The organism is Erythrobacter sanguineus (assembly GCF_900143235.1).
Taxonomy (GTDB): domain Bacteria; phylum Pseudomonadota; class Alphaproteobacteria; order Sphingomonadales; family Sphingomonadaceae; genus Erythrobacter; species Erythrobacter sanguineus.
Window position 1 is genome coordinate 94,593 of sequence record NZ_FRDF01000009.1, and the last position, 18,752, is coordinate 113,344.

The 18,752-nt window shown below is 63.4% G+C and carries 14 protein-coding genes; 10 read left to right on the forward strand and 4 right to left on the reverse strand.

From position 1 onward, the window contains the following. The first annotated feature begins 80 nt into the window (after positions 1-80). The 4 genes from BUA05_RS08890 (at position 81) to lepA (ending at position 7,154) form a co-directional block, all read left to right on the forward strand. Complete coding sequence (locus tag BUA05_RS08890) at positions 81-2,798, forward strand: EAL domain-containing protein (RefSeq protein ID WP_072674310.1); 2,718 nt, start codon at positions 81-83, stop codon at positions 2,796-2,798. Positions 2,799-2,836: 38 nt separating this feature from the next. Then, positions 2,837-3,016 carry a hypothetical protein gene (locus BUA05_RS08895; protein ID WP_072674312.1) on the forward strand — a complete coding sequence of 60 codons (180 nt, stop codon included), beginning with the start codon at positions 2,837-2,839 and terminating at the stop codon, positions 3,014-3,016. A gap of 81 nt (positions 3,017-3,097) precedes the next feature. Beyond that, the gene (locus tag BUA05_RS08900) at positions 3,098-5,266 is read left to right on the forward strand and encodes a putative bifunctional diguanylate cyclase/phosphodiesterase (protein ID WP_245790146.1); all 2,169 of its coding nucleotides are present in this window, start codon (positions 3,098-3,100) and stop codon (positions 5,264-5,266) included. Positions 5,267-5,336: 70 nt separating this feature from the next. After that, a complete protein-coding gene (gene lepA / locus BUA05_RS08905; protein WP_072674314.1) occupies positions 5,337-7,154 on the forward strand; it encodes a translation elongation factor 4 in 1,818 nt (605 codons plus the stop codon). Between the two features lie 150 nt (positions 7,155-7,304). Here lepA and BUA05_RS08910 read toward each other — a convergent pair whose 3' ends face one another. Further along, complete coding sequence (locus tag BUA05_RS08910) at positions 7,305-7,856, reverse strand: CC0125/CC1285 family lipoprotein (protein WP_072674316.1); 552 nt, start codon at positions 7,854-7,856, stop codon at positions 7,305-7,307. 1,347 nt (positions 7,857-9,203) lie between these two features. Then, positions 9,204-10,049 carry a hypothetical protein gene (locus BUA05_RS08915; RefSeq protein ID WP_072674318.1) on the reverse strand — a complete coding sequence of 282 codons (846 nt, stop codon included), beginning with the start codon at positions 10,047-10,049 and terminating at the stop codon, positions 9,204-9,206. A 210-nt stretch (positions 10,050-10,259) separates the two neighbouring features. On the opposite strand from BUA05_RS08915, the gene BUA05_RS08920 reads away from it, so the two are divergent. The 3 genes from BUA05_RS08920 to BUA05_RS08930 all read left to right on the forward strand — a co-directional run bounded on the left by BUA05_RS08920 (position 10,260) and on the right by BUA05_RS08930 (position 13,149). Continuing rightward, entirely contained in the window at positions 10,260-11,054 is a 795-nt protein-coding gene (locus tag BUA05_RS08920) for an outer membrane protein assembly factor BamD (protein ID WP_084662555.1), read from the forward strand. A 608-nt stretch (positions 11,055-11,662) separates the two neighbouring features. Then, positions 11,663-11,992, forward strand: coding sequence for a DUF6481 family protein (locus BUA05_RS08925; protein ID WP_072674322.1), 330 nt, complete (start codon positions 11,663-11,665; stop codon positions 11,990-11,992). A gap of 11 nt (positions 11,993-12,003) precedes the next feature. Beyond that, positions 12,004-13,149, forward strand: a complete 1,146-nt coding sequence (locus BUA05_RS08930; RefSeq protein WP_072674323.1) for a cupin domain-containing protein — start codon at positions 12,004-12,006, stop codon at positions 13,147-13,149. Positions 13,150-13,182: 33 nt separating this feature from the next. Here the strand turns inward: BUA05_RS08930 and BUA05_RS08935 are convergent, their stop codons facing one another. Further along, on the reverse strand, positions 13,183-13,731 hold the full coding sequence (locus BUA05_RS08935; RefSeq protein WP_072674437.1) for a pseudouridine synthase: 549 nt from the start codon (positions 13,729-13,731) through the stop codon (positions 13,183-13,185). A gap of 224 nt (positions 13,732-13,955) precedes the next feature. Between BUA05_RS08935 and BUA05_RS08940 the strand changes: the two genes are divergently transcribed. The 3 genes from BUA05_RS08940 to BUA05_RS08950 all read left to right on the forward strand — a co-directional run bounded on the left by BUA05_RS08940 (position 13,956) and on the right by BUA05_RS08950 (position 18,203). Continuing rightward, complete coding sequence (locus BUA05_RS08940) at positions 13,956-14,762, forward strand: enoyl-CoA hydratase/isomerase family protein (RefSeq protein ID WP_072674441.1); 807 nt, start codon at positions 13,956-13,958, stop codon at positions 14,760-14,762. Between the two features lie 13 nt (positions 14,763-14,775). Continuing rightward, positions 14,776-16,806, forward strand: a complete 2,031-nt coding sequence (locus tag BUA05_RS08945; RefSeq protein ID WP_072674439.1) for an NADPH-dependent 2,4-dienoyl-CoA reductase — start codon at positions 14,776-14,778, stop codon at positions 16,804-16,806. 230 nt (positions 16,807-17,036) lie between these two features. Continuing rightward, positions 17,037-18,203, forward strand: coding sequence for an acyl-CoA dehydrogenase family protein (locus BUA05_RS08950; protein WP_072674324.1), 1,167 nt, complete (start codon positions 17,037-17,039; stop codon positions 18,201-18,203). Positions 18,204-18,490: 287 nt separating this feature from the next. Here the strand turns inward: BUA05_RS08950 and BUA05_RS15105 are convergent, their stop codons facing one another. Further along, a complete protein-coding gene (locus tag BUA05_RS15105; protein ID WP_143150285.1) occupies positions 18,491-18,730 on the reverse strand; it encodes an FAD-linked oxidase C-terminal domain-containing protein in 240 nt (79 codons plus the stop codon). Positions 18,731-18,752 lie beyond the last annotated feature (22 nt).

Below are 18,752 nucleotides of genomic sequence, written 5' to 3' on the forward strand. Positions count from 1 at the left end.
GGGTCTCCGCGCCACAAGAAAGGTCTTGTTTACCCTTTCGATTCACGCTTTTCCAAGGCGTGGCAGGGCATTGCCCGCCCATGTCAGGGTCAACCCTTCGCACTGATCATAACCGCGCGGCGCCTCCGCTCGCGGAACGGCGCCCGCTGGCGCTGGTGGCGGATGCCGGGGACAAGCAGTCCGGGCCGCGCCGTCAGGAGGATCGCCGTACCCCGGACCGGCTTCTGCCCGAGCAGGTGGCGGGGCTGCGCACGGACGCGACCGGACTGGGGCTCGACCGGCCATTCTACCTTCCCCGCCAGATGCATGGTCTGGCGGTGTCGATATTCTTCGCCCTAGCGATTGGCACGGTGATGATGCGGGAGATGCCGTCGTTGCCGATGGCGCTGGCCGCGCTTGTCGCCGTCACGATTTTCGCTGCCGGGGGCATCTTCTCCGCGATCGAGCGCCATTCCGGCAAGCACCGGGTGTTGCAGACCATGCTGGTCGCGGTTGCGGTGGTTCTGCCCATGGCCTGTGCCGGCTTTGCGCTGGCGATGGGGATCGGGGCCGGGGTGCCGTGGCAATGGGCGGTGGCGACACTGGTGTGCATCAACGCGGCAGCCGCTATCCTGTTTTCCGGACGGATGGTTTCGCTGTTCTGTGCCAAGCTTGCCAGCTGGGCGGGTTTTGCAATGGCCGCGCCCGGTCTTGTCACCTGGGCCGCGCTGGCGGGGATGGCGGCGACGCTGGCGCTGATTGCGCGGATCGAATGGCGCGCAGCCGAACGGCGCCGGGTCTTGCGCGATGCCCGCGAACGGGTGGCCGCGCGCGCCGAGGATATCCTCAGAAGCTTCGAGGAAAGCGGGCAGGGCTGGTTCTGGGAAAGCGACCGTCGTGGGCTGCTGACCTATATTTCCCCCAAGGTCGCACGGGTGCTGGGTCGCGGCGAGGCGGAAATGGTCGGGCAGCCGCTCGGCATCATCGTCAATCCGGGAGCCAGCGGGCTGGAGGCCGAGCGCACGCTTTCCTTCCACCTTTCCGCGCGTTCCGCCTTCGAGGATGTCGAAGTCCGCGCTGCCGCGCCGGGTGAAGAACGCTGGTGGGCGCTGACCGGCCGCCCGGTCTATGATAATTACAACAACTTCTGTGGTTTCCGCGGCCATGGCACCGACCTGACCGAGCAGCGCCGGAGCGAGCAGCAGGTCACGCGCCTTGCCCATTATGATTCGCTGACCGGCCTCGCCAACCGCGTGCAGATGAGCCAGGTGCTTGAGCAGATCCTTTCCGCGCCGGCCCGGCGCGAGCGCGCCTGCGCGGTGCTGATGCTGGATCTCGACCGCTTCAAGCAGGTCAACGACACCCTCGGCCATCCGGCGGGTGATGCGCTGCTGAAACAGGTTGCCCAGCGGCTTGAACGGGTGATCGGCGCGCAGGGGCGCTGCGGGCGTCTGGGCGGGGACGAATTCAAGGTGATCATTGCGGGCGAACAGCCGCGCACACGGCTGGAAATGATCGCACAGGAGATCATCACCAGCCTTTCAAAACCCTACAGCGTCAATGGCCAGAGCGTGGTGATCGGTGCCTCGGTCGGGATTGCGCGCGCACCGGTTGACGGAACGACCTGCGATGAAATCATCCGCAATGTCGATCTGGCGCTTTATGCGGCCAAGGATGCCGGGCGCGGCTGTTGCCGGTTCTATGCTGCGGATCTGCACGCGGCGGTGGAGGAACGCGCCGCGCTGGAACAGGACCTGCGCGACGCGGTTGCGCGCGGCGAATTGCAATTATTCTATCAGCCGGTGGTCTATGCCGCGAGCGAGACCATCGTCGGCTTCGAGGCGCTGATGCGCTGGCAACACCCGACGCGCGGCGCGCTTTCGCCATCCAAGTTCGTGCCGGTTGCCGAAGATGCGGGCCTGATTGACCGCCTTGGGCAATGGGCGCTGCGCACGGCCTGCGCTGACCTTGCCAAATGGCCGGAGAACATCTCCTGCTCGGTCAATGTCTCCGCCTTGCAATTCGCCAATCCCGAATTGCCGACCATCATCGCCAATGCGCTGGCGCATAGCGGCGTTGATCCGGCGCGGCTTGAGCTGGAAATCACCGAAAGCGTGTTCCTGAACGATACCGCCGGGATCGAGACGATGTTCCGGGCGCTCAAGGATCTGGGGGTGCGGCTCGCCCTCGATGATTTCGGCACCGGTTATTCCTCGCTCGGCTATCTGCGCAAGGCGCCTTTCGATCGTATCAAGATCGACCGCAGCTTCGTGCGCGGCGCGAGCGAGCAGGGCAGCCGCAACGGCGCGATCATCGCCTCGATCACAAGCCTTGCCGAAGTGCTGCAGATGGACACCACCGCAGAAGGGGTGGAAACCCATGACGAGCTTGAACTGGTGCGACTGCTCGGCTGCAGCCATGTGCAGGGGCATATCTATTTCACGCCGATGAACGCAGCCGAAGCGGGCGCGCTGGCATCGGGCAGCCTGATCGCCAAACCCAGCGGGCCGCAATCCGCGCGGGCCGAGCGCAAGGTGCTGCTGCGCCGCGTCGCGGTGATGCACAAGGGGGTCCGCCACAACGCCACCTTGCGCAACATTTCCGAAGGCGGGGCGATGATCGAAGGGCTGTGGAGCATGGCCCAGGGTCAGGTGCTGCGGGTCGATTTCAGTGCCACCCAGTCGATCACCGGACAGGTGCGCTGGTCGAGCGAAAATTGCGTCGGGATTGAATTTCACCTTCCGCTCAAGCGCCGTAACGATGGCTCTTATGCACTGCTGAGGAACCGTGAGGCCCTGCCCGGAACCACCGCGGCGTAATTGCCGCCCGCCCGCCTCAGCAGCAAAGGTCACGGCGCTTGGCGATCAAAGGGGACGGCAAAGCCAAAGGGGATGGCAAGGCGCAAACAGCCCGCGCGGCGCTTTGGCATTGCCTTTCCGCCCGCTTCAGCTTGAACAAAAACGCCCTGCTTGCCGGTTGGCAATATCCTTCAGGCGCGGATTTTAGCGGAAAAATAACCATCCGGCTTTACCCCTGAGTGACGCAAGGCAGGATCCGCAACCGCGCGGAGGCTGTCTGAAGCTTGGAGGTCTGGCTCAAGGTGTCCCTCAAGGGTCTCTTGTCATCACGCAGCGGGGTTTTTCGTCCGCAGCGCAGCGAAGTCGGTTCGGCCTTGTCGGACGGCGAGCGGCTGGCCATGCTCGACGAACTCGAGAAATCCGGCCTCGGTTGGTTCTGGGCAAGCGATGAAGCCGGCAACCTGTCCTATATTTCTGCTGCCATTGCCGAACGGCTCGACATGCCGCTGGCCGAAATGCTGGGCCAGCCGGTCAATGCGATCTTCACCGCTGCCGAGCGCGAGGGGCGGGTCAATTCGCTCTCGCTCATGCTCGGGGCGCACAAGGGATTTTCCGGTTTTGCAGTGCGCGCCGCGCACAAGTCCGGCGGGCCGGTGCTGCGCCTTGCCGGGCAGCCGGTGTTCATGCAGGGCGAACGGTTCGCAGGCTTCCGCGGGACGGGCGCGGACATCACCGATGAATTCCACCGCGAGGAGGAGACCGCCCGCCTTGCGCGGTATGATTCGCTCACCGGGCTTTCCAACCGCCATCGCATGGCGCACCAGATCGAAACCACGCTGACCGCGTTCAAGGCGACCAAACGCAATTGCGCGGTGATGATGCTCGATCTTGACCGGTTCAAGCACGTCAATGACACGCTGGGCCATGCGGCGGGTGATGAACTGCTCAAGCAGGTGGCCGAACGCCTGACCCGCGCGATCGATCGCGAATGCGAGATCGGGCGGCTGGGCGGCGACGAATTCCAGGTGATGCTGCCCGATATTGATGATCGCGGGGTGCTGGGCGAGCTTGCGGCACGGATCATTGCCATGCTGCGCCAGCCCTACAGCCTTGAGGAAGGGCGCTGTGTGATCGGTGCCTCGGTCGGTATTGCCATTGCACCGCATGACGGCGTCACCAGCGATGAAATCGTGCGCGCCGCCGATCTTGCGCTTTATGCCGCCAAGAATGGCGGACGGGGACAGTTTCGCTTTTTCTCGGGCGAACTCGAAAACGAGACCATTTTCCGCCGCCGGCTCGAACAGCACCTCGGAGAGGCGCTGCGTGAAGACCAGTTGTTCCTGCGGTTCGAACCGATCGTCGATGCCGCCTCGCAATCGGTGCAGGCGCTTGAAGCCCATGTGTGCTGGAACCATGCGACGCGCGGGGTCATTGACGAGGAGGAATTCGCCCAGATCGTGGAAGGATCGAGCCAGATCGGCGAGGTCGGGATATGGGCCATTACCGAGGCCTGCCGCCGCGCGGCGCTGTGGCCCGATAGTGTGCGCGTCGCGGTCAATGTGCCGGTGCCGCTGTTTCTGGCCGATGGCTTTGTCGAGCAGGTGAGCGAGGCGATCGAGGCCGCCGGCCTTTCCGCCTCACGGATCGAACTGGAAATCAGCGAGGCGGTGTTCTTCGGCGATAGCAGTATTGTCGACCGCACGCTTGGCGGTCTGTTCAAGCTTGGTGTGCGGTTGACGCTCGACGAATTCGGCTCAGGCTATTCGTCGCTCGCCTATCTGCGCCGTGCGCCGTTCGACATGATCAAGATCGATCAGAAGCTGGTCGCCGAGGCCGAGCGCCAGGATAGCCATGAACTGGGGCTGGTGCGGGCGATCGTCGCGCTGGCAGGCGCGCTGCAGATGGATACGATCGCCAATGGTATCGAAAGCGCCAGCCTGTTGACCGCGCTTGGCGAATGCGGCGTGCGTTACCTGCAGGGGCCGATCTTCTGCGAGCCTGTCGATGCCGGGATTGTCGAACAGGAAATGGCCGGAGACATGTGGAAGATCGATCCCGGCGAGCGCCGCACCCGCCGCGCCCGGCGGCGTACCGTGTTCCGCAAGATCCAGGTGTTCCACGATGACTATGCCTATGAGGTGACCTTGCGCAACCTGTCGCGGACCGGCGCGCTGATCCAGGGGCTGACGGATGTGCCCAAGGGCACGCAGTTCGTGGTCGATCTTGGCGGCGGGCAGCTTGCCGTGGCGACAGTCATCCGATCGAGCGGCGATACGCAGGGGCTCGAATTCGAACAGTCGCTGGTCGATGACGGATCGGGCGGATTATGCACCCGCAACCGGGTTTCGCCCTATGCGCTGGCCTCGGCTGGAGCGCCGCTCGCCGCGCTGGCACCGGGCAGCTATCAGGGCATGATGGGAGGGCTGATCGATCAGGGCGGCGCGCCCAAGTTCTGCTATGCATCCACGGCGCGCGGCGAGTTCGCCTGAATTGCAGCCCTGGAGTGTTGCGTTTTTCTCGAATGACATCGCTGCGGTGCGGCGCTAATCGCGTTTGATAATGACCGACCTTTCCAAGATCCGCAATTTCAGCATCATCGCCCATATCGACCATGGCAAGTCGACCCTTGCCGATCGGCTGATCCAGTTCACCGGGGGTCTCACCGCGCGCGAGATGTCTGCGCAAGTCCTTGATAACATGGATATAGAGAAAGAGCGCGGCATCACCATCAAGGCCCAGACCGTGCGCCTCAACTACACCGCCAAGGATGGCGAGACCTATCAGCTCAACCTGATGGACACCCCCGGCCATGTCGATTTCGCCTACGAGGTCTCCCGCAGCCTTGCCGCGTGCGAGGGCGCGTTGCTGGTGGTGGACGCGGCGCAAGGGGTTGAGGCGCAGACGCTGGCCAATGTCTACCAGTCGATCGATCACGACCACGAAATCGTCCCCGTCATCAACAAGATCGATCTTCCCGCTGCCGAGCCGGAGAAAGTGCGCAACGAGATCGAGGAGATCATCGGTCTCGATGCCTCTGACGCCGTTCTGGCCAGCGCCAAATCGGGCATCGGCATCGAAGACGTGCTCGAAGCGGTGGTCACCCGCATCCCCCCGCCCAAGGGCCGGATCGACGCGCCGCTCACCGCCAGCCTTGTGGACAGCTGGTACGACCCGTATCTCGGCGTCGTCATCCTCGTCCGCGTGATCGACGGCAAGCTCACCAAGGGCCTCAACATCCGCTTCATGCAGGGCGGGACGCAGCATCTTGTTGACCGGGTCGGCTGCTTCACGCCGAAACGCACCGACCTGGGTGAGCTTGGCCCCGGCGAAATCGGCTTCATCACCGCCCAGATCAAGGAGGTGGAGCAGGCCCGCGTCGGTGACACCATCACCACCGTGAAAAACGGCGCGACAGAGGCGCTGCCGGGCTACAAGGAAGTGCAGCCGGTGGTGTTCTGCGGCCTGTTCCCGGTGGACGCGGCGGATTTTGAAAAACTGCGCGAGAGCATCGGCAAGCTCAGGCTCAACGACGCCAGCTTCTCCTACGAGATGGAATCCAGCGCCGCATTGGGATTTGGCTTCCGCTGCGGGTTCCTTGGCCTCTTGCACCTTGAAATCATTCAGGAACGCCTCAGCCGCGAATATGATCTTGACCTCATCACCACCGCGCCATCGGTGGTGTATCGCATCCACCTTGGCCACACCAAGATGGAGGATGCCAAGGTCATCGACATCCACAATCCCGCGGATTGGCCCGATGTGAACCGGATCGAGGTGATCGAGGAACCGTGGATCAAGGCGGTGATCTACACCCCCGACGAATATCTCGGCTCTATCCTGAAACTGTGTCAGGACCGGCGCGGCATCCAGACCGAACTGACTTATGTGGGCGGCCGCGCGCAGGTGACCTACGAATTGCCCTTGAACGAAGTGGTGTTCGATTTCTACGACCGGCTGAAGTCGATCTCACGCGGCTATGCCAGCTTCGACTATGAACAGATCGGCCTGCGTGAAGGCGATCTGGTGAAGATGAACATCCTCGTCAACGCGGAAGCCGTGGACGCCCTGTCCCTGATCGTCCACCGCCACGTGGCCGAGGAACGCGGGCGCGGCATGTGCGAACGCCTGAAAGACCTGATCCCGCGCCACCTGTTCAAGATCCCGATCCAGGCCGCGATCGGCGGCAAGGTCATCGCCCGCGAAACCATCGCCGCGATGCGCAAGGACGTGACCGCCAAGTGTTACGGCGGGGATATCTCGCGCAAGAAGAAGCTGCTGGACAAGCAGAAGAAGGGCAAGGCGCGGATGCGCGAGTATGGGAATGTGAGCATTCCGCAGGAGGCGTTTATTGCTGCGCTGCGGATGGGGGAAGAGTGAAGCCCCGCGCCTAGCGCAGGCGATTGCGCAGCAATCGACTAGCTAGAAGCGAGTGGCTGTAACTCCGGCCGGCGGGTGGCCGCAGGCCAGCCCGTTCGACGTCATGGCCGCGGCTTTGCCGTGGCTGCCGTTCTTTCATTTTGCCTGCGATCAGGCTTCCGGCATCTGCACGTTATCGCCCAGTCGTGCCATCACCGCGCTGGCGGAGATCGGGTTGTCCGCGCCCATCGGCGGCTGGCCGCGATACATCTCGATCACTGCCGAGGCACTGTACTGGTCGCTCGCGGTGACACGCTGGAGCGGGAAGGCCGTGCCCAGATATGGGTCGAAGGTGTTCCAGCCAACGCCCGCGCCGTAATAGTTCCAGGTCGGTCCCCAGCCGGGATAGGCGGTCGGCACGGTATCGATATCGACATCGGCCTGCGTCTCATTGCGCACGATGTAAAAGCCGTCATACCCCTTCTGGCGGGTCAGTTCGGCGGCGCGGTAGAGCAGATAGTTCTCGACCGTCTCGCGCGAAGTCGCTTCGTTGCCGGAAAAGCTGACGCGGTAACGGTCCGCGCCGAGCATTTCGCTCGAGTAGCCAAACTCCTGCCCGGCGACTTCCGCTGATTGGTAGGGCGTGGAGGTGGCACACGCGCCAAGCGATACGGACAAGCCGAGCGCGGCGGCAAGGGCGAGCGGGGTTCGTGTTAGTAACATAATATAAGCTCCTGTAATTGCTGTTGCTTTTACAGGAACGGGGCAGTGCGGGGGGCTGTTCCGCCAGAGCGGACGAGCGGTGGCGGATGGGGGATGAGTGAAGCCCCGCGCCTAAGCCCGACCGAGCCCTTCGACGTCATGGCCGCGGCTTTGTCGTGGCTGACCTTTGATCCTCCCCTCAAGGGGAGGGGAACCACCAAAGGTGGTGGAGGGGCGCGCAAGGCTCGCAGCGCCAGTTTTGTTAGATGAAGGCAAGACGATGCCACACTTCTCCGCTCCCGCTAGCGGGAGGGGCCCGGGGGTGGGCCTGAATCTGGCGTGCGCGCAAGGATTGTCTTTACAACGGCTCTTTGCCAACATCTCTACAAACAATCGAGCACATAATCGGATGCGCAATCACCGATCTCGATAAGTAAATGGTCGACTAGTCGCAAAGCCTATTTATCGCGCACCGCAAGATTCTTGCCGCTCTCGGTGCAAAAGACTCATCGGTGGATTCGAATGATTCATTCACCATATATTTCTTCACAGATTCAATTTGGGGCTTGCGGCGTTCGCGACTCAAGCTTGTTCCACGCGTCGCGGGTGTGACACCTGGGTTTCACCGGTCTGGCATGGTGACTTAAGCGTTAATCGCCCGTTGACGGGAGTCGTCCACTGATTCATCATCTAGTGGTTCGGCGCAAATCGGACCCCTAGCGTTTTGTCTCAGTTCTTGGATTTGTCTCAGTTCTTGGAGGAGACAACTTCCGACATGATTTGCACAGACACGAAAAAGGCGGCTGACGAATAATCGTCAGCCGCCCCGTTATCCCTGACTTCGCGCGCCAATGCTTGGCGGCAACGCGCGAGAGTCCTTCCCGGAGGAAAGGAGGTGCGCCATGTGGTCTATGGCCCGGAGATTAGCCTAAGCTAAGGACCGTGGGCGCGTCGCTTTCGCGACGTGACCGCGGCTCCGTTTACAGCGATAAGTTTATCAATGTCAAAATATGGAGCATTTATCATGGCCAAACCGCCACCACGTCAGACCTCAAGTAAAGTCTCAACTGTCGCGTCAGGCATTCTCTCTGGCAAAATCGCCAATCCGACCAAGGCCCAGATCAAAAGCGTTGCCGCTTCTGCACTTGGGCAAGACCAGACTAAGGGGCAGAAGCGCTAGGCCGCTTGCCTCCCCTTCGTTGTTTCGAAACTGCAGCGTGCGACTAGACGGGCACACCCCTCCACTCGCACGCTGCTTCCTCCGGCTTGCAAGCAGCCTCACCCGCCCCTCCACCATCCTTGAATGGTCCCGCTGACCCGCAAGCGGTCCGTCTTCGACTCCCCCTTGCAGGGGAGGATTGCGTCGCATCAAGGATCGAAATTCTCATCCTTCAACGTCCACCGCGTCTTAGCCACCTCCGGCTCCGGCGGCTGCACGCGCCGAACATCCTCGGGTCGCAGCGCGGGCACATCCTCTTTCGGGCCGAAGCGCAGCCGGCGGCGCAGGTCTTCGTCGGCGCGCATGGCGTCGAGGTCGCGGTTGCGCAGGGCCTCGAAGGCGGTCCATGCGGCGCGGGTTTCCTCGGAGAGGCTTTCCCATTCGCTTTGCCACCTGGCCTCGCTGCGGGCGCGGATATCGGCGATCTTGCGGTCGATGCTGGCGCGCACCTCTTGCGGGGAGACGCGCGCCTGCTCTGCCTCCCATTCCTTGCGCCATTGCTGTTTTAGGCGCTCGGCCTCCATCTTGCCGACCGCGTTGAGGCCTCTGGCGCTGCCGCCGTCGATCCGCGCACCAAAGCGGTCGGGCGCGCGGTTGCGCAGGATGAACATCAGCAGCCGGTCATTATAGCGGGTGCGGGTGCCGATCAGCTTGCCATAGGAATAGAGCGGTTCCTGCACGCCGTTCAGGGCGCGGTCCATCACCACGTCCTCGACCCGCCGCACGCCGAGGTCGAGCGCGATGTCCCAGGCGTGGCGGAATTCCTCGGCACCGGGCTGGCGGCGCAGGTGGTAGGCGCCGCGCTCGCTCATGTTCACCGCCTTGCACGCGGCGGCGACCGATCCGGTGTCGGCGAGGGCCTCGATGAAGGCGCACTGGCGGGCCGGGGTCCAGCCATCGTGGCGTTGGCACTGGCGCGGGACGGGGGCGAAGGGGGGCAGCTCGCCCGCAGGAACGGGGAGGCGGGCGGCGCGGGGATCGGCTTTGCGGGTCATGGGAGTCCTTGTTTGTGCACCCGCCTGCACGGGCGCATCCTCGCTATGCGTGCAGCAGAGCTGCACCCGCTGCGGGCGGGCAGTCGCCCTTGCGGTTGCTGTCGCAACCGTTTGCACCACAAAACGCCCGAGTAGGAAAATCGGGGGAGGGGCGCGCGGGCGGTGCGCCTTCACTTGGCGTTCAGCGCGCAGCCCGTTATAGAGCGCGCCATGGCGACCTTGTTCCACTCCCGTATCGCGCGCGCGGCCCTGCTGGGCGCGACCCTTGCCACCCTTTCGGCCTGCGGGGGAAGCACCGCTGGCAAGGACGTCGCCTATGTCGCGCGAGATGTCGAATCGCTCTATGCCGAGGCGCAGCGGCGGCTTGACCGGGGCAACACGCTTGTCGCCGCAGCCCTGTTCGACGAGGTGGAGCGTCAGCACCCCTATTCGCCCTGGGCCCGCCGCGCGCAGCTGATGAGCGCCTTCAGCTATTACATCGCGCGCGATTACAACAAGGCGATCCAGAACGCGCAGCGGTTCCTGTCGATCCATCCGGGCAACAAGGATGCGCCCTACGCCTATTACCTGATCGCGCTCAGCTATTACGAGCAGATCAGCGATGTGAACCGCGACCAGAAGATCACCGAACAGGCGCAGACCGCGCTGCGCGAGGTTAACCGGCGCTTTCCGCAGACCGAATATGCCGCCGATGCGCGGCTGAAGCTTGATCTGGTGGTCGATCACCTTGCGGGCAAGGAGATGGAGATCGGGCGCCATTATCAGCGCATGGGCCTGTGGCTCGCCGCTGACATGCGGTTCCGCAACGTGATCGAGACGTTCCAGACCACCAGCCACACGCCCGAGGCGCTTTACCGCATGACCGAAACCAGCCTTGCGCTGGGCATTCCGGAAGAAGCGGTGAAATATGCCGCGGTGCTTGGGGCGAATTATCCCGGCACCGAGTGGTATGAAAAGGCGTTCAAGCTGGTGAACAAGCACGCCGAGGATGTCACCGCGTCCTGATTGCCGGACCGCTGGCCGGCGGCTGCAACCGATTGCGTGCCGGACCGGAATTCCCCGTGTCGATGCCTTATACCAGCGCGCCAAGATGCTAACGCATCACGCGCTGGAAATGTTTAAGCGCCGCACGGGCCTATACCAAGGTTCGATGAGTCAACCTCATCGAACATTGGTATTACGCCCAATGACGGAATGATTTGCAGCGTCATTGGATAGACGCCGTGCACGCGACCGCAGGACACTCAAAATCTTATCAGTGGTAAGAAAGCGCGTCCATAAAGGATTGCGATCGGGTCTTCGCAACGTCCGCAACCCAACCCGCCCCCGGCCCGTCACGCACAGGATCGCAAGGCTGGGCCGGTTCTGCACGCTGGCCTTCACCTTCCAGCGTTCTTGCGCTAGTGGCGGGCGCAGGGCGTGTTGATCGTCGCTGCCACCGGCTGACGTCAGGCGGTGCTTGTCTGATGGGCGATCGATGATGGTGGGGCATTACCGGGCTTCACCAGACCCCAAAAACCCCCAGTGGCAAGGTTTCTGCCCGTCACGTGAATTACCGAATTTCCCATGAACACGCCGTGCTGCGATCCGCACCCCGGCAGGAGTAGATATCCATGAAAGGCTACAAGGCGCCAAGCTTTCAGGACAGGGCAGCTGCCTCGTCCAAGGCGAAGGAAAAGGCTCTGGCAAAGATGAAGGCAGCGCCCCAGCCGGACGCAGCCGAACTGGCCCAGCGGGCAGCACGGCGCGCCGAACGCGAAGCGCTGGCCGAGGCCAAGGCCGCGAAAGTCCGTGAGGCGCGACAGGAAAAGCAGCGCCTGGCCGATGAAAAGAAGGCAGAGGCCAGACGCGAAAGCGAAAAGCCTGCCCCGGCAAAGCGCACCGAAGCGGAGCTGAAGGCGGCGCGCGATGCGCGCTATGCCGCACGCAAAAACCGCAAGTGACAGCCGCAAGGATGGATTTGCGGGATTTCGATGTTGCCGCCTTCCTGCAGGATTACTGGCAGCAGAAACCGCTGTTGATCAGATCGCCATGGGATGGCTGGTCCAACCCGGTGGAGCCTGACGAACTGGCCGGCCTCGCCTGCGAACCGCTGGTCGAATCGCGCATCATCACGCGCCGGGAACACGCCTGGGAGCTCGAACATGGCCCGGTTGCGGAAAGCCGCTTTGCGCAGGCGGGCCGGGACCCCTGGACGCTGCTGGTCCAGTCGGTTGACCATCATGTTGCCAGCGTCGCGGCCTTGCTCGACCAGTTTCGCTTTGTGCCCAATTGGCGGGTCGATGATGTCATGGTCAGCTATGCCGTCGACGGCGGCGGGGTTGGCGCGCATTTCGATCACTATGACGTGTTTCTGGTGCAGGGTCTGGGCCGGCGCCGCTGGGAAATCGGGCCGCTGTGCGATGATGAAACGCCCTTGCTGCGGCATGACGGATTGCGCCTGCTGGCCGATTTCAGGGCCACCGAGGAATGGATTCTGGAGCCGGGAGATATTCTCTACGTGCCGCCGCGCGTCGCCCACCGCGGCACGGCCATCGGCGATGATTGCATGACCTATTCGATCGGCTTTCGTGCGCCTTCGCGCGGCGAGCTGATCGAGGCCTGGGCCGATGACATGGTGCCCGAACTGTCCGACAGTGACCGTTATACCGATCCGCATCTGGCGCAGCAGGACAATCCCGGGGAAATCAGCGCCGAAGCCATCACGCGGCTGCAACACATGATCGCCGAGACGCTGCTTGACCGCAGCCGGTTCGCCCGCTGGTTCGGGCAGTTCAACACCGCCCCGAAAAACCCCGAGATCGATTGGCGGCCTGACCATCCGGCCGGTGTCGACGAGATCAGGCAGTGGCTGTCAGAGGGCAGGCCTTTGGTCCGCAATCCCGCCAGCCGGTTTTCCTTCATTCGCGAAACGGCATCATCGATCATGCTGTTTGCCGACGGGCAGTGTTTTGCCTGCGCCGAGGATACGGCCGGTTTTGCGCAAGCGATCTGCGGCGAAGCGCAACTTGCCGTGGCCCCCAACAGTTCAGCGGCAACGCTGGAGCTGATCACCGCGCTGTTCAATACAGGATGCCTTGCCTTTGATCTGGAGGATTGAGGGCATGGCGATGCCGCAGGCTGGAACACCCGCCTAGACAGACATCTCCGCGAACGCGCCCGGCGCTATCCCGGCGACAGTCCAATCGCCGATCGACCAGCGCACCAGCCGCAAGGTGGGCAGGCCCACCGCCGCCGTCATGCGCCGCACCTGCCGGTTGCGTCCTTCGCGGATTGTGAGCTGAAGCCAGCTATCGGGCACGGACTTGCGCTGGCGGATCGGCGGATCGCGCGGCCACAGGTCGGGCGCGTCAATGCGGGAAACCTCTGCCGGCAGGGTCATGCCGTCTTTCAGCCGGACGCCTTTTCGCAAGGGTTCCAGATCCTGTTCCTGCGGGTCGCCTTCCACTTGCACAAGATAGGTCTTGGGCAGTTTGAACCGCGGATCGGCGATCTGCGCCTGCAGCCGCCCGTCGTCGCACAGCAACAGCAGCCCCTCACTGTCGCGATCAAGCCGTCCGGCGGGATAAACGCCTTTGACCGGGATGAAATCCGATAGGGTCGAACGCACTGTCTCCGATCCGCGATCGGTGAATTGCGACAAGACCCCAAAGGGTTTGTTGAACAGGATCAGCCGGGCCATCCGCGTGTCCATAATGATGGTTTGCGGCCATGTCTTCAGGTCCGTGCCCGCATCGGCGCTGGTTGCGTGCCCCGGCCACCCGGGCCACGCCGTTCCGGGCCTATCATATCTGCTGCCTTCAAGATGCGTTCGCAAGCGTCTAGCCTGCTGGCGTGGTTGCATGCCGGATGCTGTTCAGTATGCAAATGGCCGCGGTCAGCACGGCAGTTGCAGGAGAGAACGCCATGGCCAGAAACTACACCACCATCATTGTCGAACGGCGCGGCGCGACTGACTGGCTGACGCTCAACCGGCCCGATGCGCTCAATACGCTGTCGCTGACGATGGTGGATGAGCTGAGCGATTATTTCGGCAGCCTCTACAATGATCGTTCGGTGCGGGTGGTGGTGATGCGCGGGGCCGGGCGGGCGTTTTGCGCCGGGCTGGACATCAAGGATCGCAGCGAAAGCGATCGGGCTGATGATCCCTATGGCGGCGGGTTCGGGTTTCAGGGGCATCTGGCGGATGTCTATGTGAAGATGCGCCGCTGCCCGCAGCCGATCATCGCGCTGGTCCACGGGGCGGCTTGTGGCGGGGGGTTTGCCTTTGCGCTGGCATCCGACATCCGCATCGCAGGAGAAAGCGCAAAGATGAATGCCGCTTTCATCAGGATCGGCCTGTCATCCTGCGACATGGGAGTGAGCTATTTCCTGCCGCGGCTGGTGGGCGGATCGGTTGCGGCCGAACTGATGCTGACCGGGCGGTTCATCCATGCTCCGCGTGCGCTTGCCACGGGTCTGGTCAGCGAGGTGGTGCCCGATGATCAACTGGAAGCCGCCGCGCAATCCTATGTCGATGATCTGCTGGCGGCATCGCCGATGGGGCTGCGGATGACCAAGGAAGGGCTGAACCTCGCGATCGACGCGCCGAGCCTTGAGGCGGCGATGGCGATCGAGAACCGCAACCAGCTGATGACTGCCGCCAGCCCCAATTTCAAGGAAGGCATGAACGCCTTTCTCGAAAAGCGCGCTCCACAATACAAGCCTGACTGAGATGGACACCACGATGACGCATCCCCGTTACCCACACGTTTTCTCACCGCTCAGGCTGGGCAAGCAGGTGGTCAAGAACCGCATCATCATGGGTTCGATGCATTCGGGGCTTGAGGATGTGCCTGACGCTGCCGAGCGTCTGTCCGCCTATTTCGTGGAACGGGTGAAGGGCGGGGTCGGCATGATCATCACGGGTGGCATTACCCCCCACCCCAGCGGCGGCAGGGGTGCCAAGCTGAGCGAGCCTGACGAAGTGCCGATGCACCGCGCGGTGACCGATGCGGTCCACGCCGCCGATCCCGAGGTGAAGATCTGCATGCAGATCCTGCATTCCGGCCCGATTGCCAATGTTGCAGAGCCGGTCGGCCCATCGCCGGTCAAATCGCGCCTGTCGCCGCGCACCCCGATTGAACTGGATGAAGCCGGGATCGAGGAACAGATCGCCGCCTTTGCCAATTGCGCCGCCCTGGCGCGCGCGGCGGGGTATGACGGGGTCGAGATCATCGGATCGGCGGGCTATCTCATCTCCACCTTCCTTGTCGAAAAGACCAACCAGCGCAGCGACCGGTGGGGCGGGTGCTGGGACAACCGGATGCGCTTTGCCGTCGAAGTGGTGCGCCGGGTGCGCGCTGCGATCGGCCCCGACATGATCCTGATCTTCCGCATTGCCGCGATGGACATGCTGGATGGCGGCATGGCGTGGGACGAGATCGTCAGCCTTGCCAAGGCGCTGGAGGCTGAGGGCGCGGATGTGATCAGCACCCATTTCTGCTGGCACGAAAGCCAGGTGCCCACCATCGCCACGATGGTGCCGCGCGCCGCCTTTGCCGGGGTGACCGGGCGGCTGCGCCAGCACCTGTCGATCCCGGTGATCACCAGCAACCGCATCAACATGCCCGACGTGGCCGAAGCGGTGCTGGCGCGCGGCGATGCCGATCTGGTGTCGATGGCGCGGCCGATGCTGGCCGATGCCGAACTGGTCAACAAGGCCCGGACGGGCCGCGAGGATGAAATCAACACCTGCATCGGCTGCAATCAGGCCTGCCTTGATCACACCTTTACTGGCCAGTTGGTGTCATGCCTCGTCAATGCGCGGGCCTGCCGCGAGACCGAGATCGCGATCCGTCCCGCAGACGCAGCCCAGCGAATCGCCGTGGTCGGGGCGGGGCCTGCGGGCCTTGCCTTTGCCACCATCGCTGCGGAACGCGGGCACAAGGTCACGCTGTTCGATGCCGCCGATGCGATCGGCGGGCAGTTCAACCTTGCGCGGCGCATTCCCGGCAAGGAGGAATTTGACGAAACCCTGCGTTATTTCAGGCGGATGATCGCACTCCACGGGGTGGACTTGCGGCTCGGCACGCGGGTGTCGGCGGATGATCTGCTGGCGGGCGGGTATGATCGGATCGTGATTGCCACCGGCATCACTCCGCGCACGCCGCAGCTTGACGGGATCACCCATCCCAAGGTCGCAAGCTATGTCGATGTGATCACCGGCAAGGCCGCTGTCGGCAAGACAGTGGCGATCATGGGGGCAGGCGGAATCGGGTTTGATGTTGCGGAACTGATCACCCATGCCGGAACTTCGGCAGCGCTCGATATTGATGTGTTTGCGCGCGAATGGGGGATCGATTTCCGCAACCACCCGCGCGGCGGGGTGACCGGGGTGGTGCCCGAGGTCGCCTCCAACGGGCGCGAGGTGTTCCTGCTCCAGCGCAAGGCCAGCGCGGTGGGCAAGGGGCTGGGCCGCACCACCGGCTGGACGCACCGCATCACCCTGCAACGGCGCGGGGTGCAGATGATCGCCGGGGTGGAGTATCAGCGGATCGACGACGATGGCCTGCATATCCTGATCGATGGCGCGCCGCGCACGCTGGCGGTGGATAGCGTGATCGTGTGCGCCGGGCAGGAACCGGCGCGCGGGTTGTATGATGAACTGCTGACCCGGGGGGGCAATGTCGATCTGATCGGCGGCGCGCATGAAGCGGCCGAACTGGATGCCAAACGCGCGATCAAACAGGCGACCGAACTGGCTGTCGCGGTCTGATCGGGCCGCGCGGTGCCGATTGGCCAACGCCGTCCGGTCCGGCCTGCTCGTTCGCGCTGATCCGGGGGGCGGAATTGATCCGCAACCCGTTCATGGCTGGCGGCTGGAGCCGGTAAGGGATTTGCGATCCGATGGTGACAGCGGCGCTGACATGTGATGTGAGGAACCGCTACACCGGGCGCTGCGTTGATCGGCGCACCCACGTGCAACAATCCAAGGACAAGTTACAGATGAATTTCGAGCTCCCGCACGAGCACCAGATGCTCAAGGATCTCGTCGCCAGATTTGTGCGCGACCAGTTGATGCCGCTTGAAGCCAGCGTGATGGCCCGCGAAACGGCGGGGCAGGGCGCCTATCTCGATCAGGCGGAAACGGCGCGGGTTGATGCCGCGTCGCGCGAAATGGGCCTGTGGGGGCTGGACGCGCCCGAGGAAGTGGGCGGGATGAACCTGCCGATGGTGGCGATGGTCGGCGTGGGCGAGGAACTGGGCCGCACCGTGGTGCCCTATTACCTGCCGCCTGATTCGCCCAATCTGCGCATGCTGATGGTCGCCGCCGATGAACGTCAGCGCGTTGCCTATCTGGAACCCTATGTGCGAGGCGAAACCATCTCGGCGATCGGCATTTCCGAACCCGGCGCGGGGGCCGATCCGCAAGGCATGACCACCACCGCGGTGCAGGATGACGATGACTGGATCATCAACGGCCGTAAGATCTGGATCACCAAGGGGGCCGAAGCGGATTTCACCATCCTGATGGCGGTGACCGACAAGAACCCCAATGGCCGCAACGGCATGTCGGCCTTTCTGGTCGATCGCGGCACCCCCGGTTTCAACGTGCTGCGCAAGATCCCGATGATCGATGGCACCGCGACCTATGAAATCGCGCTGGATGATTGCCGGGTGCCGGGGTGGAAACTGCTGGGCAAGCGCGGGCAGGGCTTTGCGCCGATGCAGGTGCGGCTGGGCACGCGCCGGATCGAAATGGCGTCGTGGTCGATCGGCATGGCGCAGCGGGCGATGGAAATGATGGTGGAATACGCGCCCCAGCGCAGCACGTTCGGCAAGCCCCTGTCCGCCCGCCAGACGGTGCAGAACTGGATCAGCGACGCCGCGACGAAAATCCACGCCATGCGCCTGATGACCTATGATTGCGCGTGGAAGATCGACGAGGGGCGCGACACCCGCAGCGAAATCTCGATGATCAAGGCGTTCTGCACCGAAAGCGCCTATGACATCGTCGATCACGCGATGCAGTTGTTTGGCGGGATGGGCATGACCCGCGAACTGCCGCTGTACCTGATGTCGAACAAGCTGCGCACGATGCGCATTTATGACGGGCCGAGCGAGGTCCACAACTGGGTGGTGGCGCGCAATCTGCTGGGCACCAGCGACTGAACCAGCGCGCCAGGATGCTGACGCATCACGCGCTGGAAATGCTCAGGCGCCGCATGGGCATTGGTATGAGCAGCGGCGACCCGGTTCAGCCCGGCGTGGAGCCGGGCGGCAGGATATCGCGGTTGATGCCGAGGCGGCCGGGATCGCCCATCAAGGGCCGTTCGCAGGACGAATCCCAAGGGCCGCAGGCGACCACGCCGCTTTCGCGCTCTGCTGCGCCATTCGCCAGTGCGCTTCTGCATCCAGCCAATATGGCTGCCGACATTGCCGGTTCCGGGCGTCCGATCCTACAAGCCAAGGGCGCCGGGGTTCATCAGACTGTGCGGATCAAGCTGCCGCTTGATCGCTTGCAGCAGCGCCAGTGCCTGCGGGTTGAGCCTGCTGGCATAGGGATAGGCGCGACCGATCTGGAAGTGGGCGGCACCAAATTCCTGATAGAGGTCGATGATCGCGCCCTTCAGCTCATCGGCATAGTCGCGCGCGGCGCGCTGGGGACCCGCCCGGTCCCGATGGCTAGGCTTGGGGATTGCCCATCGCTTGAAGCGTGAC